The organism is Limnohabitans sp. (assembly GCF_038134685.1).
GTDB lineage: Bacteria > Pseudomonadota > Gammaproteobacteria > Burkholderiales > Burkholderiaceae_C > Limnohabitans_A.
In genome coordinates this window covers 9088-31669 of record NZ_JAYPVP010000015.1, presented here as the reverse complement: position 1 = coordinate 31669, position 22582 = coordinate 9088, and the positions used below count along the sequence as shown (strand labels likewise).

Sequence of the window (22582 nt, the reverse complement as noted above, 5' to 3'; positions counted from 1 at the left end):
TCGGGCGCGTTAGCGGGTCTCTCCGGCCTTTTGCTCGGCATCAAGACCGTGGTCGATGGCACCTTGCCGCAAGAACCGGTGCTGTTTGCGATCAAGCATGAGGCGATGTTCGAAACGATCGACATGCCGCGCATGTTCCGCCTGCCCGAAGCGCAAGGCCTGATCAACCGCCTCGGCTTCAACAACGAAGGCCTGGACGCCTTCATTGCCAATGTGCGCAAAGCCCACTTTCGCCAGCATGACCGTCTGCTGGGGCTGAACATCGGCAAGAACGCAGCCACCCCCATCGAGCAGGCCACGGACGATTACCTGATCGCACTGGCCGGTGTGTACCCCCACGCCGACTACGTAACAGTGAACATTTCCAGCCCCAACACCAAAAACCTCCGCGCTCTGCAAAGCGATGAGGCACTGGACGGTTTGTTGGGCGCCCTCAAAACCCGCCAGGCCGAACTGGCGCAGGAGCACGGACGGCATGTCCCCATGTTCCTGAAAATTGCCCCCGACCTGGATGAAACCCAAGTTGGCCTGATCGCGGCCACCCTGAAAAAACACGGCATGGAAGGCGTCATTGCCACCAACACCACCCTGGCCCGCGATGCGGTCACCGGCCTGCAGCACGCCGAGGAAGCCGGCGGCCTGTCGGGCGCGCCGGTGTTCGAAAGCTCCAACCGCGTGATTGCACAACTGCGTGCGCACCTGGGCGCAGGTTTTCCGATCATTGGCGTGGGCGGCATCCTCAGCGGCCACGATGCGATTGAAAAAATACGCGCCGGTGCCGACGTGGTGCAGCTCTACAGCGGCCTGATCTACAAAGGCCCTGCACTGGTCACCGAAGTGGCCAGCGCATTGCAGCAAATGAAGCGCTGAAACCGCGCGTTTGGCAAGGACTTAAAGGCCCAGGCGCTGGCGCACCTCGGCGGCCATTGCCAGCGCACTGGTCAACCCTGGGGACTCGATGCCCAGCAGGTGCACCAGCCCGGCCACACCATGCGCCTGCGGTCCGAGCACCATGAAGTCGGCCGCAGCTTCTGCAGGGCCATTGATTTTGGGTCGCATACCCGCATAGCCCGATTGCAAAGCGCCATCGGGCAAGCCAGGCCAGTACTTGCGGACCTCGGCATAAAAGGCGACACCTCGGCTTGCCTCCACCACCAGATCGGTCGGATCGTTGACCCATTGCACATCCGGCCCGAACTTGGCTTGGCCTCCCAGATCCAACGTCAGGTGCACGCCCAGGCCCGCGGCTTCGGGCACCGGATAAATCAAGTGCGAAAACGGTACCTTGCCCGCCAGCGTGAAGTAATTGCCTTTGGCGTAATGGGCAGTAGGCACAGCTGCCGTGTCCATGCCTTGTGTGCGCTGCGCCAAAGCGACAGCGTTCAGGCCTGACGCGTTGACCACATAGCGCGCAGCCAGCTCGGTGCCGTCTTGTGTGCTGACACGCAAGGGATGGCTGGCCGTGCCTTGCCCCACACCGATGCTGCTGACCGGCGACACCAAGGCCAGCAAGCCTCCTGCGTTTTCCATATCACCTTGCAGGGCCAGCATCAGGCCATGGCTGTCCACAATGCCGGTGCTGGGCGACAGCAAGGCGGCATGACACTGCAGATCCGGCTCCAGCGCACGCGCCTGCGCCGCGCTGAGCACCTGCAAATCGTGCACGCCGTTGGCAGCCGCCTTGGCTTGAATGGCTGCCAGTTGCCCGACCTGTTCAGGCGATGTCGCCACAATCAGTTTGCCCAAGCGCGAATGGGACACACCCCGCTCGGCGCAGTAAGCGTAAAGCAGCGCTTTGCCCTGCACGCACAGTCGCGCCTTGAGCGAACCGGCGGGGTAATAAATCCCGGCGTGAATGACCTCGCTGTTGCGCGAGCTGGTGCCGGTGCCGATCGCGTTTTCGGATTCCAGCAGCATGACCTCCAGCCCCTGCAGCGCCAGCGCACGGGCCACCGCCAGACCGACCACGCCAGCGCCGATCACCACAGCATCAACTTGTTCCATACCTCTCCAGAAAGAAACAAGGCCCGGTCAGTGCCGGGCCTTGAAGCTTATTCGCGTACTGACTCGCGATCGTCAGATCAGGCGAAGTTGGCTTCGGCAAACGACCAGTTCACCAGCTTGTCGAGGAAGGTCTCGACGAACTTGGGACGCAGGTTGCGGTAGTCGATGTAGTAGGCGTGTTCCCACACGTCCACCGTCAGCAGGGCTTTGTCGGCGGTGGTCAGGGGGGTGCCAGCGGCGCCCATGTTGACGATGTCCACCGAGCCGTCGGCCTTTTTGACCAGCCAGGTCCAGCCGGAGCCGAAGTTGCCCACGGCACTTTTGACGAACGCCTCTTTGAAAGCGGCGTAGCTGCCGAACTTGGCGTTGATGGCTGCAGCCAGGGCGCCGGTGGGCTCGCCACCGCCGTTGGGTTTCATGCAGTTCCAGAAGAAGGTGTGGTTCCAGATCTGGGCGGCGTTGTTGTAAATGCCACCGCTGGACTTCTTGACGATGGACTCCAGGTCCATGCTCTCAAATTCAGTGCCCTTTTGCAGGTTGTTCAGGTTGACCACATAGGCGTTGTGGTGCTTGCCGTGGTGGAACTCCAGGGTTTCCTGGCTGTAGTGAGGAGCCAGAGCGTCAATGGCGTAAGGCAGTGCGGGCAAGGTATGTTCCATGGTGTCCTCTTGTAGGGGTCAGTGGGTTTTGAAAAATGCATTTTAGAGGCAGCGGGCTGCCCATGGGGCATGCAGGGGTTTCACCCCTTTGGCAACACCTGTAATGGCACCTGGCCGTCCGCCAAGGTAGCCTGCACAGCCTGCCCGACTTTGAGTTGCTGCACGCTGGCAATGGCCAGGCCCTGCTCGTCACTGAGCCAAGCGTAGCCGCGTTCGAGCACCTGATGCGGGTCCAAAGCCTTCAGACGCCAGGCCAGTTGATCCACACGCTGGACATGCTGGCGGCTTTGCCCCGACACGCCTGCGACCAGACGGTCCTGCAGACGCCGCAAACGGTGGCGCTCCTGCAGTGCGCGGGTACTGCGGCTGTTTCTGATGCGCTCGCCCAGACGGTCCAGCCAACGTTGCTGCTGCATCAGCACGGCTTGGGGACGGCTTAAACGCGCTGCCAACCCATCGAGCCGCTGTGCCTGACGCTCCGTATGCCGGTGGCTGGACCGCTCCAGGCGGTGTTGCAACACCTGCAACTGTTCCAGCGCCCGCACACGCGAACCTGCCACCAGTTCGGCCGCAGCTGTGGGCGTGGGGGCCCGAACATCGGCCACAAAATCGGCAATGGTGAAATCGGTTTCATGCCCCACGCCTGAAATGACAGGCACCGGGCTTTGGGCCACGCCATGGGCCAGCGCTTCGTCGTTGAAGGCCCACAAATCTTCCAGCGAGCCGCCGCCGCGCACCAGCAAAATGGCTTGCAACGGCTGCGAGGGCTGACCAGCCAGAGGCCACAGGCTTTGCAAAGCCTGCATCAGGCTGGCCGGGGCGCCAGCGCCCTGCACCAAGGCGGGAGCAACCGTTACACGAACATGAGGTGCACGGCGACGCAAGGCGGTCACCACGTCATGCAAGGCAGCTGCGCCCAATGAAGTGACCACGCCCACATGCCGCACGAACGCTGGAATTTCGCGTTTGCGCTCGACATCAAACAGCCCTTGGGCCTGCAGTTTGGCTTTGAGGCGCAGGAACTGTTCGTACAAGGCCCCCTGCCCGGCCTGGCGCATGGTTTCGGCCACCAGTTGCAGGTCACCACGGGCTTCGTACACCCCCAGGCGCCCCGTCACCTCGACCAGGGCACCATCACGTGGCTCAAAATCCAGCTGCGAGGCCGCACGCCTGAACATGGCGCAACGCAACTGTCCGCCCTCGTCCTTGAGGGTGAAGTAGCAATGGCCACTGGCGGCGCGTGTAAAGCCCGACAACTCACCCCTTACCGTTACCGGGTTGAAGCGGGCGTCCAGCTGGTCTGCAACCGCGCGGCACAGCGCGGCCACCGTCCAGGAACGGCCAGTCGAAGTGTCTTGAAAAGAGGAAAAAGACATGATTGATCAGTGTTTCACGGGATTTTCCGGCGGCATGCCGCACCCCGTCTGGCCTGAGTGTTCCACAGATTGGCTCGCCCAGCTCGTAAGTCCTTGATTTTTCGTGAAACACATTTTGAAACAACTTATGTTGTTGATTTTAAACGATATTTTTCGCTTATGAAAACCAATGTGATCAATTCAAGGAGTACCAAACGGCCACAAAAGCCGTGCGCGGAACCAGTTTTGCACAAAGTTATCCACAGACCGCGCGCAGACGTGTGGACAGGGCATACGCAAGGCCATCGGCCATAATGCAGCCCAAAGCTACAACACGACGATTTCGGGAAGGAAACGGATTTTGCTGTCCATCATTGTTGCCGCTGGCTGGCCCATTTGGCCCCTCATTGCCTGCTCAATCCTGGCCTTGGCCTTGATCATCGAACGCGCCCTGCAACTGCGCGATGAACGTGTTTTGCCCCCTGCTCTCGTACAGCAAACCATTGATCTGACCCGCAAAGGGTTCCCTACTGTGGATGCCATCCAGAAAATTGGCCAATCCAGTCCCCTGGGTCAGGTCCTGGCCAGCGCCTTACAGTGCCTGCACGAAGAGCCGCGCGCCAGTGAAGAGCGCATTCGAGAACGCATGGAACTGCAGGGACGCCAGACCACCATGCAACTCGAGCGCTTCTTGCCCGCCCTGGCCACCATCGCCTCCGTTGCACCCTTGCTGGGGTTGCTGGGCACGGTGGTCGGCATGATCGAGATTTTTGGTGCAGACCAGGCCATTGGCGGGAATCAACCGGTTCAGTTGGCACACGGTATCTCGATCGCTTTGTACAACACCGCTTTTGGCCTGATCGTGGCCATTCCCTCGCTGATGGCATGGCGCTATTTCCGCGCCACCGTGGACCGCCAGATTCTGTCCCTCGAGTCTTCCTCCGAGCGCTTTGTTCGTCACCTGCGCCAACTGCGCGGCTAAGGAAGGAACGCCATGCGGTTTCATTCGCGCACCACATCAGAGCCTGAGATCAACCTGATCGCGTTCATCGATGTGCTGCTGGTGATCGTGATTTTCCTGATGCTCTCGACCACCTGGTCGCGTATGACGGAAATCAACCTCACCTTGCCTTCTGCCAATGTGCAAAAGGAAACACCCCGCACCCAGCTGCTGGTGTTGTCCATCACCGCCAAGGGCGCTTACCTGATCAACAAGACCCCGGTCTCTTCTACCGGCGTGACAGCCTTGGCCCGTGCACTGGCTGCCTATTCCCAACCGGAAACCACCCTGGTCATCAGCGCCGATGCCATGGCCTCCCACCAAGCCGTGATCTCTGCCATGGAAGCGGCGCGTCAAAGCGGGCTCAGCCGCATCACCTTTGCCACCCAGACTGGCGAGGGCAAGAGCCCCTGAAGGCATGGGCAAGGCCTACAGCCATTCACCCGAAGCCGGTCTGCACGGCTGGCTCCCGCGCGTCTGGCTGTCGCGAGGCCTGAGCGCCTGGGCCTTGCGTCCCGTGGCTGCGCTGTATGCCGTAGTGTTGCGCTTGCGCCAACTGGCTTACCGCTGGCAGTGGGCCCGGTCGACCCAGTTGCCGGTTCGAGTGATCGTGGTGGGTAATGTGGTCGCCGGCGGCGCAGGCAAAACGCCTGTCACCCAAGCCATTGTGGAACACCTCAAACAATGCCAATACAAGGTGGGCATCGTCTCGCGCGGACATGGTCGCCAAAGCCAGCAAGTGCTGTCTGTACACCCAGACAGTCTGGCCCACGAGGTTGGCGACGAACCCCTGCTGCTGGCGCGCAGCACAGGCGTGCCGGTGTTTGTCGGCGCCCAACGTGCCCAGGCAGCTGGTGCCTTGCTGGCTCAGCACCCCGAGACCGAGATCATCGTCTGTGACGATGGCCTGCAGCACCTGGCACTGGCGCGTGACGTGGAAGTGCTGGTCATGGACGAGCGCGGCATCGGCAATGGTTGGCTGCTGCCAGCTGGCCCTTTGCGTGAGCCCTGGCCACGCAAGGCAGACCTGTTGCTGCACAGCGGCGCTTGCCCGGCGCTCGCCCAGACACCGTCTTTTGCCATGCATCGACAGCTGGCCAACTACGCGGTCAACGCATACGGGGACCGAACGCCCCTGGCCTCACTGCAAGGCCTGTGTGTCCACGCACTGGCCGGCATTGCCAGGCCTGAAGCGTTTTTCGACATGCTGCGCGAGCAAGGCTTGCAGCTTGCAACGACCCGGGCTTGGCCCGACCATGCCGACTTTGGCGCTTGGAAAGCGCCAGCGGGCAATGGGACCATTGTTTGCACTGAAAAAGACGCCGTCAAACTCTGGCCCAATCACCCCGAGGTGTTGGCCGTTCCCTTGTTGCTGGATATCCCTGCGTCCTTTAACGACGCGTTGGACCGTCTGTTGGCACAAAGCCCAACAGCCAAGCCGCTATGATCGGGCATGGACTCCAAATTCCTTGAACTGCTGGTATGCCCTGTGACCAAAGGGCCTCTTGAGTACGACCGCGAACGTCAGGAGCTGCGCTCACGCAGCGCCCGTTTGGCCTACCCCATTCGCAATGGCATTCCCATCCTGCTGGAGAACGAAGCGAGAGTCCTGAGCGACGATGAACTCGATCGCACAGCCCCTGCCTCAAACTGAGGGCAGCACGGATGCATTCCCCACGCTTTACCGTCATCATTCCGGCTCGTATGGCTTCCAGCCGCCTGCCCGACAAACCCCTGGCCGACATTGGGGGACTGCCCATGGTGGTACGCGTCGCGCGTCAGGCCCAACAATCAGGGGCGAGCCACGTGGTCGTGGCAGCCGATGACGAACGCATTGTTCAGGCTTGCGAAGCGCATCAGGTCCACGCCCTGCGCACCCGCACCGACCACCCCAGCGGCAGCGACCGTCTGGCCGAAGCCTGCACCCTGCTGGGCTTGCATGACAACGACATTGTGGTCAACGTCCAGGGCGATGAGCCCATGATGGATCCCAGCCTGGTCAACCAGGTCGCGCACCTGCTGGCCCGGCACCCGCAAGCGAGCATGAGCACCGCCGCTCACGCCATTGACAACCTGGCTGACTTTCTCAACCCCAATGTGGTCAAAGTCGTGCTGGACCGCCAAGGTCTGGCACACTATTTCAGTCGCGCGCCCATTCCCTGGTGGCGCGATGGTCAACAAGGCAGCACCCTCAAGGCGCTGCCCAGCCCTGCACCGCTGCGGCATGTCGGCATTTACGGCTACCGCGTGGGTTTTCTCAAGCAGTTTCCCCAACTGCAAGCCGCACCGACCGAAACGCTGGAGTCACTGGAGCAGCTGCGTGCGCTGTGGCATGGCCATGCGATCGCCGTGCACATCACCGACCGCGCCCCCGGCCCCGGTGTAGACACGCCTGAAGATCTCGAACGCGTGCGTCGCCTGCTTGCAGCGTAAGTCTGCATAAGGGGCCACGTGCTATCCTCAAAAGCTATTGATCCCGTCGACAAGGAAGAGATATGAAACTGATCCTGTTGGGCGCACCCGGCGCCGGCAAAGGCACCCAGGCCAACTTCATCTGCCAGAAATACGGCATCCCGCAAATCTCCACGGGTGACATGCTGCGAGCTGCCGTCAAGGCCGGCACCCCTCTGGGTCTGGAAGCCAAAAAGGTCATGGACGCCGGTGGTCTGGTCAGCGATGAGCTGATCATCAATCTGGTCAAAGACCGCATCGCCCAGGCGGATTGCGCACAAGGTTTCCTGTTCGACGGCTTCCCCCGCACCATCCCCCAGGCCGAGGCCATGAAGGCCGCTGGCGTCAAACTGGACTACGTGCTCGAAATCGATGTGCCTTTTGATGCCATCATCGAGCGCATGAGCGGTCGCCGTTCGCACCCCGCCTCGGGCCGCACCTACCATGTCAAGTTCAACCCGCCCAAGGTCGAAGGCAAGGACGATGTGACCGGCGAACCGCTGGTGCAGCGCGACGACGACAAGGAAGAAACCGTCAAAAAACGTCTGGATGTCTACAGTAGCCAAACCCGCCCCTTGGTGGACTACTACTCTGGCTGGGCCAAGGCAGACGCCGCTGCAGCTCCAAAGTACCGTGCCATCAGCGGCATGGGCAGCGTGGACGACATCACAGCCCGTGCTTTCGAGGCACTGGCGAGCTGATTCTTTCACCGATCTCCTCAAAGCAAAGCCCCGCAATGCGGGGCTTTGTCATTTCATCAGCTCCAGCATCAAGCTGATTCGGGCTTTCAGCGCTGGCAAATCGGTGAACACCCCCCATGCGCAAGCCTCAGATTGAGGACGCACCACCTGCCCCTGTTCACAACGGGTGCTGATCCACACCACCACACCTTTCGCTCTGGCACGTACCAAGGCCTGTTCCCACTGCGCATGCACCGTGCCATTGCCGGTGGCCGCCACGACCAGACCTTGCACACCTGCTGCCACCAACGCATCCACACTGGTGGCCTTTGCCGTGGCGTGACTGGTGAGCACCTCCACCCACGGCCATTGATCCGGCGTGGGCAGGTCTTGGTGCGTGCTTGTGTACGCCCCTGCAGGCTGTTGCCAACGCACCTTCCCGGCCTCCACCCATCCCAGCACACCGGCTTGCCCTGAACTGAACGCATCCACCCGATAAGGATGAGCCTTGTGCACGTGACGCGCGGCATGGACCGCACCTGCAGACACGGCCAGCACACCCTGACTGCCCGCATCCAAGGCCACCACCAGCGCATCGCGCAGGTTTTGTGGTCCATCGGGCGACAACGCACTGGCTGGGCGCATGGCACTGACCAGGATGACAGGACACCCGACTGCACAGGTCTGCGCCAAAAACCAGGCGCTCTCTTCAAGGGTATCTGTCCCGTGCGTGATCAACACCGCTCCGACATCGGACTGGCCAGCCCAGTAACGAACACGTAAAGCCAAGGTATGCCAAATGGACGCATCCATGTCTTTGCTATCGAGTTGTGCCACTTCCTCGCAGACCAATGCAACGGGTCCCAGTATGTCTGACACCCCTTCGACCGAGGCAAGGACATCCCGAACCGACAGCTCGCCAGCGACATAACCCACATGGTCTTGAGCTTCGCGGGCCTTACCCGCAATGGTGCCACCTGTGCCCAAAACCACAATTTTTTCGATTTTTTTTGCATTTGCCACTTGCGCAACCCCAAAAACTGGTTAAAAATACAGTTACTGGATAAACAAACAGTTTCCCAAACAGGAGTCTGCCATGATCGACAGTCCCAAGCTCACCGCTCGTCAGCAACAAATTCTGGAGCTCATCCAGAACACCATCGCCTCCACCGGCGCTCCGCCCACCCGAGCCGAAATCGCTCACGAGCTGGGCTTCAAGTCAGCCAACGCTGCCGAAGAACATCTGCAAGCCCTGGCCCGCAAAGGCGCCATCGAACTGGTCAGCGGCACCTCACGCGGCATCCGACTCAAGGGCAGTCACCGCAGTACTCGCGCCAGCATCGACAGCCTGAGTTTGACCTTGCCTGGCCTGGGACAATTGTCTCTGCCCCTGATCGGCCGTGTTGCCGCCGGTTCCCCGATTCTCGCCCAGGAACATGTCGACCGTACCTACCACCTGGAAAGCAGCCTGTTCACCGAACAGCCAGACTACCTGCTTCGCGTACGAGGCATGTCCATGCGCGATGCCGGCATCATGGATGGCGACCTGCTGGCCGTCAAATCCACCAAGGAAGTCCGTAACGGTCAGATTGTGGTGGCGCGTCTGGGCGAAGACGTTACCGTCAAACGCCTCAACCAAAGCGGCGGCCGCATCGAGCTGTTGCCCGAAAACCCGGACTACCCGGTCATCGTTGTGGACCCGGAAGAGTCTTTTGAAATCGAAGGGCGCGCGGTCGGTCTGATCCGCAACACCCTGATGATGTAAACCACGGGCCTGCCTTCGGGTGGCGGGCGCGGCACTGCTTGGTGCAGCCCCGAAAGCACGGCTCTTTGTTCAATCTCGCCTGTGTTCAAACTTTGATTTTTGAGGTTTCACATGGCCATCGCTCTTGTTGCTCTTTCCAGCTTGTTCAACGCCTGGACCCGTACACCGCGTGCAAAGAACCCATCACGCACCACCTCTGCTTCTTGCACGACACCAGCGGCAGTACTTGCCCGCCCAATGAGCTGCCAGACGCCGCGCAGCACCCCTTTGCGCGTGGTACGTTTGGCTGAAGACGGGATTCGTCATGATTGTGCTGGTCGCATGGTCATGTCTGGACGCATGGCCGATATCTGCGCCGAACTGGATCGCCTGGCTGAACGGGAAGCTCGCCAGACACTGCACTGATTGCAGGCTCCACTTGGCCAGAACCGTCTGGCGCAAGGCACAATGGCGGTATGAACATTGTGATTCTGGACGACTATCAGGATGTGGTGCGCAAACTCGATTGCGCCGCCAAGCTCGAGGCTTACCCAGCCAAGGTGTACACCAACACCATCAAAGGACTTGGGCAGCTTTCGGTGCGCCTCAAGGATGCCGACATCCTGGTCCTGATCCGTGAACGCACTGCCTTGAACCGTGCCCTGATCGAGAAACTGCCAAAGCTCAAGCTGATTGCCCAAACAGGCCGCGTGGGCGCGCACATAGACCTGGCGGCCTGCACCGAACGGGGCATTGCCGTGGCCGAGGGTACAAGCTCCCCCGTTGCGCCTGCCGAGTTAACCTGGGCACTGATCATGGCCGCCGCCCGGCGCTTGCCCCAATACATTGGCAACCTCAAACACGGAGCCTGGCAGCAATCCGGCCTGAAGGCCGCTTCCATGCCGTCCAATTTTGGTCTGGGTACCAGCTTGCGTGGCCGTACTTTGGGGATATGGGGATATGGCCGGATCGGGCAACTGGTGGCCGGTTACGGGCAGGCTTTCGGCATGCATGTCCAGATCTGGGGTAGCGAATCTGCACGTCAACGCGCAGTCCATGACGGGCATCACGCTGCCCCCAGCCGTGAGGCCTTTTTTGAAAATTCAGATGTGCTGACCTTGCACCTGCGCCTCAGTGACACCACACGCAACATCGTCACCGCCGACGACCTGGGACGCATGAAGCCCACAGCCACCTTGGTGAACACGGCCCGTGCAGAGCTGATCGACGCCAACACCTTGATCAGCGCCCTGAACCGGGGTCGCCCGGGACTGGCAGCGATTGACGTCTTCGAGTCCGAACCCATCTTGCAAGGCTCTGCCCTGCTGCGGCTCGAAAACTGCATTTGCACCCCCCACCTGGGCTACGTTGAAAAAGACAGTTACGAGCTGTACTTCAGCGCTGCATTTGAGAACGTGGTGAACTTCATCAAAGGCACGCCTACCAATATCGTCAACCCCGGTGCGCTGCAGGTACGCCGCTGAGCATTCGTCAGTACACGCATAATTGACCGTTTTCGATTGGCGTTGCACAAGAACGCCCGCCCCCATTTAAAGAGACATCAGGTACCCTCATGACCGTTGAATTCCAAAACGTTGCCATCATTGGTGCTGGCGCCATGGGCCGCGGCATCGCCCAAATTGCAGCTCAAGCCGGCAGCCAGGTCTGGCTGTTTGACACTCAGGAAGGGGCCAGCGCCAAAGCCTGCGAAGCACTGGGCCAGACCTGGGACAAACTGGCCGACAAAGGCAAGCTCAGCACCGAAGCGGTGGCCACCAACAAGGCCCGCCTGCACCAGGCCAACACCTTGAAAGACCTGGCCGGCTGTCAGCTGGTGGTAGAAGCCATTGTCGAAAAAATCGAGATCAAGAAAGCCGTCTTTGCCGAGCTGGAAAAAGTCGTTGCCGCTGATTGCGTACTGGTCACCAACACCTCTTCACTTTCGGTCACAGCGATTGCCGCTGGCATGCAACACCCAACGCGCTTTGCCGGCTACCACTTCTTCAACCCCGTGCCGCTCATGAAAGTGGTGGAGGTCATTGCCGGCCTCAAAACCGATGCAGCGGTGTGTCAGCGCTTGTCCACCTTCGCCCGCCAGATGGGACACACCCCAGTGCAAGCCCAAGACACGCCTGGCTTCATCGTCAACCATGCTGGTCGCGCGTACAGCACCGAGGCACTGCGTATCGTCAGCGAGAGCATCACCGACTTTGCGACCGTGGACCGCATCCTGCGCGATCAAGTCGGCTTTCGACTTGGCCCCTTCGAGCTGTTTGACCTGACGGCACTGGATGTGTCCCACCACGTGATCGAGGCGATTTACCGTCAGTACTACGACGAGCCGCGTTACCGCCCCAACGTCATCACCGCGCAACGCCTGGCTGGCGGTGTGGTAGGCAAAAAGGTCGGAGAAGGCTTCTACAACTATGTGGATGGCGTTCAGCAAGTGCCTGCCGAGCCCGCTGTACCTGTGGTTGAAAACATGCCGCCGGTCTGGGTCTCGCCACGCGCTGCACGCCGCTCAGAGCTGCTGCAACTGCTCAAAGACCTCGGCGCCAAAATTGAAACTGGTGCATCGCCATCGCCCGAGGCACTGACCATCGTTGCCCCACTGGGTTTTGATGTCACCACCGTGGCCGTGGTGGACCGCCACGATCCGGCGCGCACCATCGGCATCGACATGCTGGTGCCCGACAGCGACACCAAGCGTCGCGTCCTAGCCACCAACCCCGCCACCCGTGCCGACATTCGCGATGCAGCGCACGCGTTGTTTTCGCGTGATGGCAAGCCTGTCTCGGTGATTCGCGACAGCGGTGGCTTTGTGACCCAGCGCGTGGTGGCCTCCATCGTCAACATCGCCAGCGACATGTGCCAGCAGCGCGTATGCACCCCGCAAGATCTGGAAACCGCCGTGACACTGGGTCTGGCCTATCCCATGGGTCCGCTGGCCATGGGCAACCGCTACGGCCCGGACAGCATGCTGGAAATCCTGTTCAACATGCAGACTGTTTATGGTGACCCGCGTTATCGCCCCAGCCCCTGGCTGCGCCGACGCGGTGCGATTGGCTTGTCCCTGATGCAAGAAGAATAAGCCCGGCGACGCAGGAGACACCATGACCGCCCAGTTGCTCAGCACCAGCCAGGGTCAGACCCTGATCCTGACAATTTCCAACCCCGAGCATCGCAATGCTTTGGGCCCCGAGATGTATGCCGCAGGCGTTGAAGCGCTGAATGCTGCCGAATCCAACCCGGATGTGCGCTCCATTGTCATCACCGGTGAAGGCAGCACCTTTAGCGCGGGGGGCAACTTGCAACGTCTGCAAAACAATCGCCAGCAGCCGCCCGAAGTGCAAGCCCAAAGCATCGAAGGCCTGCACAGCTGGATAGAGGCCATTCGCACCTGCCCCAAGCCGGTGATTGCCGCGGTGGAAGGCCCGGCAGCAGGCGCCGGTTTTTCTCTTGCACTGGCTTGCGACATGATCGTCGCAGCACGCAACAGCGTGTTCGTCATGGCCTACAGCGGCATCGCCCTCTCTCCCGATGGCGGTGGCAGCTGGAGCCTGTCTCGAACCATTCCTCGTCAACTTGCCACAGAGTTGCTGATGTTGGGCGAGCGCATTGGGGCTGAACGTTTGCACGCCCTGGGCGTGGTCAACCGCTTGTGCGAATCGTCAGATGCATTGGCCACGGCTTTGGATGTAGCCGAGAGCCTGAACGCCCGCGCACCCAACAGCATGGCCAGCATCAAGGAGTTGCTGCTCGAAGCCGATGGCAGCTCCTTGAGTGAACAACTCAAGCGCGAGCGTGATCACTTCGTGCGCAACTTGCATCACACCAATGCCGGCATTGGCATCAGCGCTTTTTTGAACAAGCAAAAACCGCAATACCAGTGACCCACAAGGTCCCACAGGCGACAGCTGCAGCCTGTTTCAGTCACCCATAGGACAGACCATGGACGAACCCATTCTGACAATAGAGGAAAGAGAAGCGATCAATGCGGGTCGCTGGTTTTCCTCACTGTCACCCACACTTCGACACGACATTCTGCGATGCGCCTACGTCAAACGTTACCGAGATGGCGACATGATCGCCGCCCGCGGGGAACCTCCCGAGGTGTGGCTTGCCTGTGCTCGTGGCGCGGTACGCGTGAGCTCGACTTCCGTGTCAGGCAAGCAAATCACCCTGACGTATGTGGAGCCAGGCATCTGGTTTGGCGATGTGGCCATCTTCGACGGCGACCAGCGCACGCACGACTGCTATGCCCATGGCGACACCACCACACTCAATGTGGCCAAAGCCGACTTCCGCAAAATCCTGTCGCAGCATTCCGAGTTTTACGAAGCGCTGCTTCGCCTGCAGTCGCGCCGCATACGCCAGCTCTACGGTCTGGTGGAAGATCTCAACACCCTGCCCTTGCGGGCGCGGCTGGCCAAGCAGCTCAACCATCTGGTACGCAGTTATGGCGTGCCTTGCCTGAGTCAACCCGATGCGATTCGCATCAGCCTGCAGCTTGCGCAAGAAGAACTGGCGCAATTGCTGGGCGCTTCGCGCCAACGCGTCAACCAGGAGCTCAAGCAGATGGAGCGCGAAGCGCTCATCCGCATCGAAGCCGGCGGCTTGCTGGTGCTCGACCGTACAGGTCTGCTGGCGGTGGTCAACAGCGAACATTGAGCCCCTTTTTCTCTGGACGTGCCCATGAGTGAACCTGATTCCTTCGTGGGCACCCGGCCTGCCCATGCCGCGCAGGCTTTTGACACCCCAGCACTGGAGCGATGGCTCCACCAACACCTGCCTGGCTACGCCGGTCCATTGCAGATTGAGGTTTTCAAAGGGGGCCAGTCCAACCCCACCTTCAAGCTCACCACCCCCAGCCGCAGCTACGTGATGCGCGCCAAACCCGGCCCTGCCGCCAAATTGCTGCCATCGGCACACGCGATTGAACGCGAATTCGCCGTCATGCGCGGCCTGCAGGGTACGCCTGTGCCCGTGGTGCAGATGCTTGCCCTGTGCGAGGACGAATCGGTCATTGGCAGGGCTTTTTACATCATGGCATTTGTCGAAGGCCGGGTGCTCTGGGAGCAATCGTTACCTGGCATGAGCCGCACGCAGCGCGCCGACATTTACGACGAGATGAACCGCGTCATGGCCGAACTGCACAAGGTGGACTTTGCAGCACAAGGCTTGTCCAGCTACGGCAAACCCGGCAACTACATCGAGCGGCAAATTGGGCGCTGGAGCAAGCAGTACCAGGCCTCCATCACCACGCCTATAGCCGAGATGGACCGTCTCATGGACTGGTTGCCCCGCGCCCTTCCTGACAGCGCCAGGGACAACAGCCTGACCAGCATCGTGCATGGCGACTACCGGCTCGACAACCTCATGTTTCACCCGCAGGAACCTCGCGTGCTGGCTGTACTGGACTGGGAGCTGTCCACCCTCGGCCACCCCTTGGCAGACTTCAGCTACCACTGCATGTCCTGGCACATCAAGCCCGGCACCTTCCGCGGCATTGGTGGACTGGACCTGGACGATTTAGGCATCCCTTCAGAGCAGGACTACATTGCCCGCTACTGCCAGCGCACCGGCTTTACCAGCCCTGTCGAGCTGGCGCGAGACTGGCCGTTTTACCTCGCCTACAACCTGTTTCGCATGGCTGCCATCCTGCAAGGCATTGCCAAACGCCACGAAGACGGCACAGCCTCGAGCGAGCAGGCCAAAGCCTCGGGTGCCGGTGCGCGCCCCATGGCCGAGCTGGCGTGGCACTTCGCACTGCAACACGGCGTAGCTTGAACCGACAAGACAAGGAGAAGACCATGAACTTTGACTACAGCCCCCGCGTTCAGGACTTGCAAAAGCGCCTGCTGGCGTTCATGGAAACGCACATTTACCCCAACGAGCAACGCTTTTTTGACGAAATTGCAGCCAACCGCGCCAAAGGCAATGCCTGGGTTCCCACCGAACTCATCGAAGAACTCAAACCCTTGGCCCGCCAGGCTGGTTTGTGGAACCTGTTTTTGCCGCACAGCAAGCGTGCGCCTGAAGGCCTGTCCAATCTGGAATACGCGCCTTTGTGCGAAATCATGGGCCGCGTGCCTTGGGCGCCCGAGGTGTTCAATTGCAACGCGCCCGACACCGGCAACATGGAAACCTTCGAACGCTACGCCAGTGAAGCCCTCAAGGACCGCTGGCTCGAACCCTTGCTGCGCGGTGACATTCGCTCTGCCTTTCTGATGACCGAACCCGAGGTGGCCTCATCGGACGCCACCAACATCCAGTGCTCCATCGTGCGTGATGGCGACCATTACGTCATCAACGGCCGCAAGTGGTGGTCGTCCGGCGCAGGCGATCCACGCTGCGCGGTCTACATCGTCATGGGTAAAACCGACCCCGAGGCCGCTCGCCATGCGCAGCAATCCATGATCGTGGTGCCCGCCAAAACGCCTGGCATCAAGGTATTGCGCCCCTTGAGCGTCTTTGGTTACGACGATGCACCACATGGCCACATGGAGGTGCTGCTCGAAAACGTTCGCGTGCCAGCTGACCATATGCTGCTGGGCGAAGGCCGAGGCTTTGAAATCGCGCAAGGCCGCCTGGGCCCTGGTCGCATTCACCACTGCATGCGCTCTATTGGCGCAGCCGAGCGTGCTCTGGAATTGATGTGCAAGCGCCTGAACAGCCGCGTCGCTTTTGGGCGCGAGGTAGCCCGCCAAAGCGTCTGGCAAGAGCGCATCGCCGAAGCCCGTTGCATGATCGAGCAAGCCCGCCTCTTGACCCTCAAGGCCGCGTGGATGATGGACACCGTGGGCAACAAAGGCGCACGCGCAGAAATCGCCATGATCAAGATCGTGGCCCCCATCATGGCCGGTCAAGTCATTGACTGGGCCATCCAGGCGCACGGCGGCGCGGGCGTGTCGCAAGACTTTCCGCTGGCCTACTCGTGGGCCAACCAGCGTACACTGCGCCTGGCCGATGGCCCGGACGAAGTCCACCGCAACTCGCTGGCCAAACTGGAGCTGGCCAAGCACCTGCTCAAACCTGTTGAAACCGAGATGCCCGTCACCCGCGGCTGCTGAAAGACACAACCATGATCGACCTGTATTCCTGGCCCACACCCAACGGGCACAAAGTGCACATCATGCTCGAAGAGTGCCGCCTGCCCTACCGCGTGCACCCCATCAACATTGGTACCGGCGACCAGTTTCAGCCCGATTTTTTGAAGATCAGCCCCAACAACAAGATCCCGGCCATCGTGGACAGCGAGGGGCCGGACGGCAAACCGATCTCCCTGTTCGAGTCCGGCGCCATCCTCACCTACCTGGCCGCCAAGACCGGTAAATTCCTGCCCAAAAGCGATCGCGCCAAATTCGAAGTGCTGCAATGGCTCATGTTCCAGATGGGCGGCGTGGGCCCCATGCTGGGTCAGGCCCACCACTTTCGCATCTACGCCACCGAAAAAATTGGCTACGCCATTGACCGCTACACCAACGAAGCCAAGCGCGTGTACGGCGTCATGAACAAACGGCTGGAGTCCAGCCCCTGGATCGGCGGTAAAAGCTACAGCATTGCCGACATCGCCATCTTCCCCTGGCTGCGCAGCTGGCAAAACCAGGGCATCGACTGGGCCGACTACCCGGCCCTCAAAGCCTGGTATGACCGCGTGGATGCACGCCCTGCTGTCAAACGTGGCGTGCAGGTGCTGGCCGATGCCCGCAAACCCTTGACCGATGACAAGGCGCGCCACCATTTGTTTGGTGCCGGACAGCATCAACAACGCTGAAGTCGGCTTTTTTGGCCTGTTTACCGGGTAGAATCATGCCTGTCGGAGCGTAGCGCAGCCTGGTAGCGCATCTGCTTTGGGAGCAGAGGGTCGCGAGTTCGAATCCCGCCGCTCCGACCATTTCCAGACATCAAAGGCCCGTTCAGGGCCTTTTGTGTCTCTGGTTTGTGCTTCTGATCTGTCCGTAGCTCAGTTGGATAGAGCATCTGCCTTCTAAGCAGACGGTCGGGGGTTCGATTCCCTCCGGACAGGCCACCCTTACAAAAGCGGCCGCAACTCCCTGGCCGCCTCCAGCAACAACGGCAACCACTTGCGTTGGACAGCCGCATCACTCAGTTGCTCGGCTGTCCCCACCACATTGAGCGCTGCAAGCGTCTGACCCTGCATATTGCGCAGCGGCACCGCCAGCGCATGTATGCCCAACTCATGGACTTGGCGAGCCAGGCAGTGGTCGTCTTTGCGCACTTGGTCAATCAATTTACGAAAAATCGTCGCCCCCACTTCGGTCTCTGGGGTGATGCGTGCGAGCACACGCCCCTTGAGCCATTGTGCGAATTCGTCCTTGGGTAAATTGGCCAGTAACACACGTCCGGTAGATGTAGCGTGCGCCGGTAACCGTGCGCCCAGGTGCAGCCCATGAGCGATATGACGTACCGGCTCGAGCGAACCGGCGCTACGTGCGACGATGACGCCATCGCCACCATCGAGCACCACTGCAGAAAAAGAGGCCTCGGTCTGCGCAGCCAGGCGGTTGAGGGTGGGCTGCAAGGTGCGAGGTAAGCGTGAGGTCGCCATGTAACTACCCGCAAAACGCAAGACCCGGGCCGAAAGCCAGTAGTGGCTGCCATCACTGTCCAGGTACCCCAGTTCGGCGAGGGTGAGCAAATGCCGACGCGCAGCCGCCCGCGTAATGCCGGTACGTTGCGCAGCAAGAGTGGCATTGAGCCGCTGACGCTCGGTGTCAAAAGCTTCAAGTACTGCCAGGCCCTTGGCCAAGCCTTCGATGTAGTCTGCTTTGGCAATCGTCATTTGCAGTTTGAGCTCCATCAATTTGCGCGAACATCGCACAATCATATCGATCATCGCACATTACATGCACCCGTAGCCAGCCATCAAAGCTCCCTTTGCCTAAGCTTGACCCATCACTTATGAACACATTGAGCAGGAGACGCCTCATGACCAAATCCACACGCACCCAGGTTGCCATCATCGGCGCCGGCCCTTCCGGCTTGTTGCTCGGCCAGCTGCTCTACAAAGCCGGCATTGATGCCATCATCCTCGAGCGCCAGACTGGCGACTATGTGCTCTCGCGCATCCGCGCAGGCGTGCTGGAGCAAGTGTGCATTGACCTGCTCGACGAAGCCGGCGTCGGCCAGCGCATGCACAAGGAAGGCCTGATCCACGGCGGCTTTGACCTGTTGTTCAACGGCGAACGTCACCGCATCGACATGAACAAACTCACCAGCGGCAAGAACGTGATGGTCTACGGTCAGACCGAGGTGACACGTGACCTGATGGACGCTCGCCAGTCACTGGGCCTGCCCACCGTCTACGAAGCCCACAACGTACAGGTGCACGAATTTGAAACCGCCAAGCCCCGAGTCACCTACGAAAAAGATGGCGTCACCCACACCATCGAGTGTGACTTCATCGCTGGCTGCGATGGCTTTCACGGCGTGTGCCGCGCCAGCGCTCCCAAAGACAAGATTCGCGAATACGAAAAAGTCTATCCCTTTGGCTGGCTGGGCCTGTTGTCGGACACCCCACCCGTGCATCACGAGCTTATCTACGCCAACAGCCCACGTGGTTTTGCCCTGTGCTCGCAGCGAAGCGCCACCCGCAGTCGCTACTACCTGCAGGTCCCGCTGACCGACAAAGTCGAAGACTGGAGCGACGAGGCCTTCTGGGAAGAGCTGCGCAAGCGCCTCGACCCCGAAGCCCGAGCCCAACTGGTGACGGGTCCCAGCATCGAGAAAAGCATCGCCCCGCTGCGCAGCTTTGTGACCGAACCCATGCGCTTTGGCCGCATGTTCCTGGCAGGGGACGCCGGCCACATCGTCCCGCCCACCGGCGCCAAGGGGCTGAACCTGGCTGCGACCGATGTGAAGTACCTGTCGACTGCCATCATCGAGTACTACAAGGAAAACTCCGAAGCCGGCATCGACAGCTATTCCGAACGCTGCTTGCGCCGCATCTGGCGAGCCGAGCGTTTCTCGTGGTGGTTCACCAGCCTGATGCACCACTTCCCCGAAAACGGTGACATCGGCCAGAAGTTCCAGGAAGCCGAACTTGACTACCTGATCCACAGCGAAGCCGGCTCGCGCACCATGGCCGAAAACTACGTGGGTCTGCCCCTGGATTTCGGCGACCGATAATCGGTGGCATGAGCACATCCAAGCCCCTGCGCGGCACGCGCATTGTCAGCCTTGCCCTGAACCTGCCCGGCCCAGCGGCCTTGCGCCGCCTGGCCAACATGGGCGCGCGCTGCACCAAGGTCAACCCGCCCGCAGGCGACCCGATGCAGCACTACACCGCCGAAGGCTACGCCCAGCTGCACCAAGGCATTGAGCAAATCGGCTTGGACCTGAAAGACGCGAAGGGTCAAGCCGCGCTGCACAAGCTGCTGGCGAAAACAGACATCTTGCTCACTTCATTTCGGCCCTCTGCCCTCACCAAACTGGGCTTGGGCTGGAAAGTGCTGCACAAGCGCTACCCGCAGCTGAGCTTGGTGGAAGTGGTCGGTGCGCCCGGGCCCTTGGCCGAAATCCCCGGTCACGACCTCACCTACCAAGCAGAGGTGGACCTGGTGCCCGGGATGGATCTCCCCGCCAGCCTGTTTGCCGACATGGGCGGTGCACTCATGGCCAGCGAGGCTGCACTGCAAGCCACGCTGATGCAAAAAACCACCGGCAAAGGCACGCGCCACGAAGTCGCCCTCAGCAGCGCAGCTGCATGGCTGGCCTTGCCCCGCCAATGGGGCATGACCACGCCCAAGGGCGCAGTAAGCGGCGCCCACGCAGGTTATCGGCTCTATGCCTGTAAAAACGGACGCGTCGCCATGGCCGCGCTGGAGCCTCATTTTGCGCAACGCCTGTGCGATGCAGCGGGCATCACACTCAAGCATCCCGTCAAGGATTTGTTCCGACCTGCGGTGCACCGAGCGATTGCAGCATTTCTGGCCAGTCAAACCCGCAAGCAAATCGACGCGCTGGCCCAGGCCAAAGACATACCGCTCATGACCCTGCGCTGAGGCCAACGACTACAGCAGTTGGCACTGACAGGCAGGTGTGCTTTACTACAGGGCATGAACACCTCTCTGAACGACATTCTTGAACGTATCAACCAGCTCGAAGAGGAGCTGCAGGCCGAACTCAAGCGCCGCCGCGATGCGTTTGAGGCCGATTTTGAAAACAAGCGCGTCCACTTCGAGCGTGCGGTGCTGGAGCAGCAGCGCCGCTTCAAAACCAGCCTGTTCAAATACGTCACCCATGCCGATCTTCGACACGCCATCAGCGCCCCCATCATTTACAGCATGATCGTGCCCATGCTCGTGCTGGACGCAGCGCTCACCATCTACCAGTGGCTGTGCTTTCCGCTCTACCGCATCGAGCGCGTGCGTCGCAAGGACTGCTGGACCTTTGACCGTGCCCATCTGGCCTATCTGAACACACTCGAAAAAATCAACTGCGCCTATTGCTCCTACGGCAACGGCCTGGCCGCGTACTTCACGGAAATTGCCAGTCGTACCGAACAATACTGGTGCCCTATCAAGCACGCCCGCCGCGTGCGCCACGCCCACAGCCGTTACAACCACTTTGTGGACTACGGCGACGCCGAAGGCTTCAAGGCAGAACTGCAGCAGTTGCGTGAGCAGCTGCAAAATCTGGACTCCAAACAAAAGATGTCCAAAAAGCAATAAGCAGCAAAGACACCCTTCAATACGTCAGCTGGGACCAGGTCTTGTCCAGCCGCTTGACGCTGACCGGCTGCGGGGTACGCAGCTCTTGCGCGAAGAAGCTCACGCGCAGTTCTTCGAGTAGCCAGCGGAATTCGAGCATGCGGGCGTCTTGCGCGCCTTTGCGCTCGGCCACCAGGCGCCAGTAGCGCTGCTCTTGCGCTTTCAGCTCGGTCATGCGCTGGGCATCGCGGGCGGGGTCGGCGCGGACTTTGTCCAGGCGCAGGGTGATGGCCTTCAGGTAGCGTGCAAAGTGCTGCAGCTGCGACCACGGGGTAGCGGCGATGAACTGTTTGGGCATGAGGCGCTGCAGTTGCTGGGTGGCATCCTGCGTGACATCGGGCGCGTTTTTGGTGTCCTTGATCTTGCGGGCAGCGCTGGCGTATTCGGTCAGGATCACGCCCGCCAGGCGAGCGACTTCGTTGGCGATCAGGGTCAGACGGCCCCGGCCCTCTTCCACGCGTTTTTTGAAGGCGGCTTCGTCGGTGGGCAGCGGGTCTTGCAAGAAGGCGCGGTCGATGGCGACATCGATGATCTGGTTTTTGAGTTCGTCACTGGTGCCCAGGCTCATGAAGGCCACCGACATTTTTTGCAGGTCGGGGATGTTCTTTTCGAGGTATTTGAGCGCATCCTTGATCTGCAGTGCAAAGAGACGGCGCAGGCCTTGGCGGTGTTTGGTGGCGGCGACTTCGGGTTCGTCGAAGACTTCGATGGTGACGGCGTCACCGGCGTCGACCAGGGCGGGGAAGCCGATCAGGGTCTGGCTGGACTTGCGGATTTCCATGAGTTCGGGGAGTTCGCCGAAGGACCAGGTGGTGTGACGTTGGTCAGCTTTCTGCGCTTGTGCCGGTGCAGTCGACTGCCGGGGGGGCGCGGCCGCCCCAGGGGGGGCGCACCTCCGGGCGCGCGGCCCCCCCGCGCTGTGCACCCCCAGCGGCGTTGTTGCCCGCGAGTCGC

The 22582-nt window shown here is 60.8% G+C and carries 25 protein-coding genes and 2 tRNA genes; 21 read left to right on the top strand and 6 right to left on the bottom strand.

Annotation, left to right across the window (positions count from 1 at the left end; translation table 11 throughout):
* Nucleotides 1-870 (top strand): dihydroorotate dehydrogenase (quinone) (gene pyrD / locus AAFM15_RS07995; protein WP_341686185.1); only part of this gene is annotated, 870 nt, incomplete at its 5' end.
* Nucleotides 871-891: 21 nt separating this feature from the next.
* Here pyrD and AAFM15_RS07990 read toward each other — a convergent pair.
* The 3 genes from AAFM15_RS07990 to xseA form a co-directional block, all read right to left on the bottom strand.
* Nucleotides 892-2004, bottom strand: a complete 1113-nt coding sequence (locus tag AAFM15_RS07990) for an NAD(P)/FAD-dependent oxidoreductase (protein WP_341686184.1) — start codon at nucleotides 2002-2004, stop codon at nucleotides 892-894.
* A gap of 77 nt (nucleotides 2005-2081) precedes the next feature.
* Complete coding sequence (locus AAFM15_RS07985; RefSeq protein ID WP_341686183.1) at nucleotides 2082-2663, bottom strand: Fe-Mn family superoxide dismutase; 582 nt, start codon at nucleotides 2661-2663, stop codon at nucleotides 2082-2084.
* Between the two features lie 80 nt (nucleotides 2664-2743).
* Nucleotides 2744-4039 carry an exodeoxyribonuclease VII large subunit gene (gene xseA / locus AAFM15_RS07980; RefSeq protein ID WP_341686182.1) on the bottom strand — a complete coding sequence of 432 codons (1296 nt, stop codon included), beginning with the start codon at nucleotides 4037-4039 and terminating at the stop codon, nucleotides 2744-2746.
* Between the two features lie 340 nt (nucleotides 4040-4379).
* On the opposite strand from xseA, the gene AAFM15_RS07975 reads away from it, so the two are divergent.
* The 6 genes from AAFM15_RS07975 to adk all read left to right on the top strand — a co-directional run bounded on the left by AAFM15_RS07975 (nucleotide 4380) and on the right by adk (nucleotide 8170).
* Complete coding sequence (locus AAFM15_RS07975; protein WP_341686181.1) at nucleotides 4380-5000, top strand: MotA/TolQ/ExbB proton channel family protein; 621 nt, start codon at nucleotides 4380-4382, stop codon at nucleotides 4998-5000.
* A 12-nt stretch (nucleotides 5001-5012) separates the two neighbouring features.
* Complete coding sequence (locus AAFM15_RS07970; protein ID WP_341686180.1) at nucleotides 5013-5432, top strand: biopolymer transporter ExbD; 420 nt, start codon at nucleotides 5013-5015, stop codon at nucleotides 5430-5432.
* Between the two features lie 4 nt (nucleotides 5433-5436).
* Nucleotides 5437-6465, top strand: coding sequence for a tetraacyldisaccharide 4'-kinase (gene lpxK / locus AAFM15_RS07965; RefSeq protein WP_341686179.1), 1029 nt, complete (start codon nucleotides 5437-5439; stop codon nucleotides 6463-6465).
* A 6-nt stretch (nucleotides 6466-6471) separates the two neighbouring features.
* Entirely contained in the window at nucleotides 6472-6672 is a 201-nt protein-coding gene (locus AAFM15_RS07960) for a Trm112 family protein (protein ID WP_341686178.1), read from the top strand.
* Nucleotides 6673-6683: 11 nt separating this feature from the next.
* Complete coding sequence (gene kdsB / locus AAFM15_RS07955; RefSeq protein WP_341686177.1) at nucleotides 6684-7451, top strand: 3-deoxy-manno-octulosonate cytidylyltransferase; 768 nt, start codon at nucleotides 6684-6686, stop codon at nucleotides 7449-7451.
* A gap of 62 nt (nucleotides 7452-7513) precedes the next feature.
* Complete coding sequence (gene adk / locus AAFM15_RS07950; protein WP_341686176.1) at nucleotides 7514-8170, top strand: adenylate kinase; 657 nt, start codon at nucleotides 7514-7516, stop codon at nucleotides 8168-8170.
* 48 nt (nucleotides 8171-8218) lie between these two features.
* Here adk and AAFM15_RS07945 read toward each other — a convergent pair whose 3' ends face one another.
* Entirely contained in the window at nucleotides 8219-9172 is a 954-nt protein-coding gene (locus tag AAFM15_RS07945; RefSeq protein ID WP_341686175.1) for an asparaginase, read from the bottom strand.
* Nucleotides 9173-9245: 73 nt separating this feature from the next.
* On the opposite strand from AAFM15_RS07945, the gene lexA reads away from it, so the two are divergent.
* From lexA to AAFM15_RS07890, 11 genes are all read left to right on the top strand, one after another.
* Complete coding sequence (lexA, locus tag AAFM15_RS07940; RefSeq protein WP_341686174.1) at nucleotides 9246-9914, top strand: transcriptional repressor LexA; 669 nt, start codon at nucleotides 9246-9248, stop codon at nucleotides 9912-9914.
* 111 nt (nucleotides 9915-10025) lie between these two features.
* Nucleotides 10026-10319, top strand: a complete 294-nt coding sequence (locus tag AAFM15_RS07935; RefSeq protein WP_341686173.1) for a hypothetical protein — start codon at nucleotides 10026-10028, stop codon at nucleotides 10317-10319.
* A gap of 50 nt (nucleotides 10320-10369) precedes the next feature.
* Complete coding sequence (locus AAFM15_RS07930; protein WP_341686172.1) at nucleotides 10370-11377, top strand: D-2-hydroxyacid dehydrogenase family protein; 1008 nt, start codon at nucleotides 10370-10372, stop codon at nucleotides 11375-11377.
* An 89-nt stretch (nucleotides 11378-11466) separates the two neighbouring features.
* On the top strand, nucleotides 11467-12984 hold the full coding sequence (locus AAFM15_RS07925) for a 3-hydroxyacyl-CoA dehydrogenase (RefSeq protein WP_341686171.1): 1518 nt from the start codon (nucleotides 11467-11469) through the stop codon (nucleotides 12982-12984).
* A 22-nt stretch (nucleotides 12985-13006) separates the two neighbouring features.
* Complete coding sequence (locus AAFM15_RS07920; protein WP_341686170.1) at nucleotides 13007-13786, top strand: oxepin-CoA hydrolase, alternative type; 780 nt, start codon at nucleotides 13007-13009, stop codon at nucleotides 13784-13786.
* A 58-nt stretch (nucleotides 13787-13844) separates the two neighbouring features.
* Nucleotides 13845-14564 carry a Crp/Fnr family transcriptional regulator gene (locus tag AAFM15_RS07915; protein WP_341686169.1) on the top strand — a complete coding sequence of 240 codons (720 nt, stop codon included), beginning with the start codon at nucleotides 13845-13847 and terminating at the stop codon, nucleotides 14562-14564.
* A 24-nt stretch (nucleotides 14565-14588) separates the two neighbouring features.
* A complete protein-coding gene (locus tag AAFM15_RS07910) occupies nucleotides 14589-15683 on the top strand; it encodes a phosphotransferase (RefSeq protein ID WP_341686168.1) in 1095 nt (364 codons plus the stop codon).
* A 23-nt stretch (nucleotides 15684-15706) separates the two neighbouring features.
* Nucleotides 15707-16966: an acyl-CoA dehydrogenase family protein gene (locus tag AAFM15_RS07905; protein WP_341686167.1), complete on the top strand. Its 1260-nt coding sequence runs from the start codon at nucleotides 15707-15709 to the stop codon at nucleotides 16964-16966.
* An 11-nt stretch (nucleotides 16967-16977) separates the two neighbouring features.
* Complete coding sequence (locus tag AAFM15_RS07900) at nucleotides 16978-17670, top strand: glutathione S-transferase N-terminal domain-containing protein (RefSeq protein WP_341686166.1); 693 nt, start codon at nucleotides 16978-16980, stop codon at nucleotides 17668-17670.
* Between the two features lie 43 nt (nucleotides 17671-17713).
* Nucleotides 17714-17790 (top strand) — tRNA-Pro (locus AAFM15_RS07895).
* Nucleotides 17791-17848: 58 nt separating this feature from the next.
* Nucleotides 17849-17925: transfer RNA gene (locus AAFM15_RS07890), tRNA-Arg, on the top strand.
* Between the two features lie 3 nt (nucleotides 17926-17928).
* Here the strand turns inward: AAFM15_RS07890 and AAFM15_RS07885 are convergent.
* Nucleotides 17929-18699, bottom strand: a complete 771-nt coding sequence (locus tag AAFM15_RS07885; RefSeq protein WP_341686210.1) for an IclR family transcriptional regulator C-terminal domain-containing protein — start codon at nucleotides 18697-18699, stop codon at nucleotides 17929-17931.
* Between the two features lie 146 nt (nucleotides 18700-18845).
* On the opposite strand from AAFM15_RS07885, the gene pobA reads away from it, so the two are divergent.
* From pobA to AAFM15_RS07870, 3 genes are read left to right on the top strand one after another with little or no spacing between them, the layout of a single operon-like run.
* Complete coding sequence (pobA, locus tag AAFM15_RS07880; protein WP_341686165.1) at nucleotides 18846-20045, top strand: 4-hydroxybenzoate 3-monooxygenase; 1200 nt, start codon at nucleotides 18846-18848, stop codon at nucleotides 20043-20045.
* An 8-nt stretch (nucleotides 20046-20053) separates the two neighbouring features.
* Entirely contained in the window at nucleotides 20054-20920 is an 867-nt protein-coding gene (locus tag AAFM15_RS07875) for a CoA transferase (protein ID WP_341686164.1), read from the top strand.
* A gap of 54 nt (nucleotides 20921-20974) precedes the next feature.
* Nucleotides 20975-21589 (top strand): hypothetical protein, encoded by a 615-nt coding sequence (locus AAFM15_RS07870; RefSeq protein ID WP_341686163.1) that lies wholly within the window; start codon nucleotides 20975-20977, stop codon nucleotides 21587-21589.
* A 16-nt stretch (nucleotides 21590-21605) separates the two neighbouring features.
* Here AAFM15_RS07870 and AAFM15_RS07865 read toward each other — a convergent pair.
* The coding region (locus tag AAFM15_RS07865; RefSeq protein WP_341686162.1) for a DUF3418 domain-containing protein at nucleotides 21606-22582 on the bottom strand (977 nt) is incomplete at its 5' end.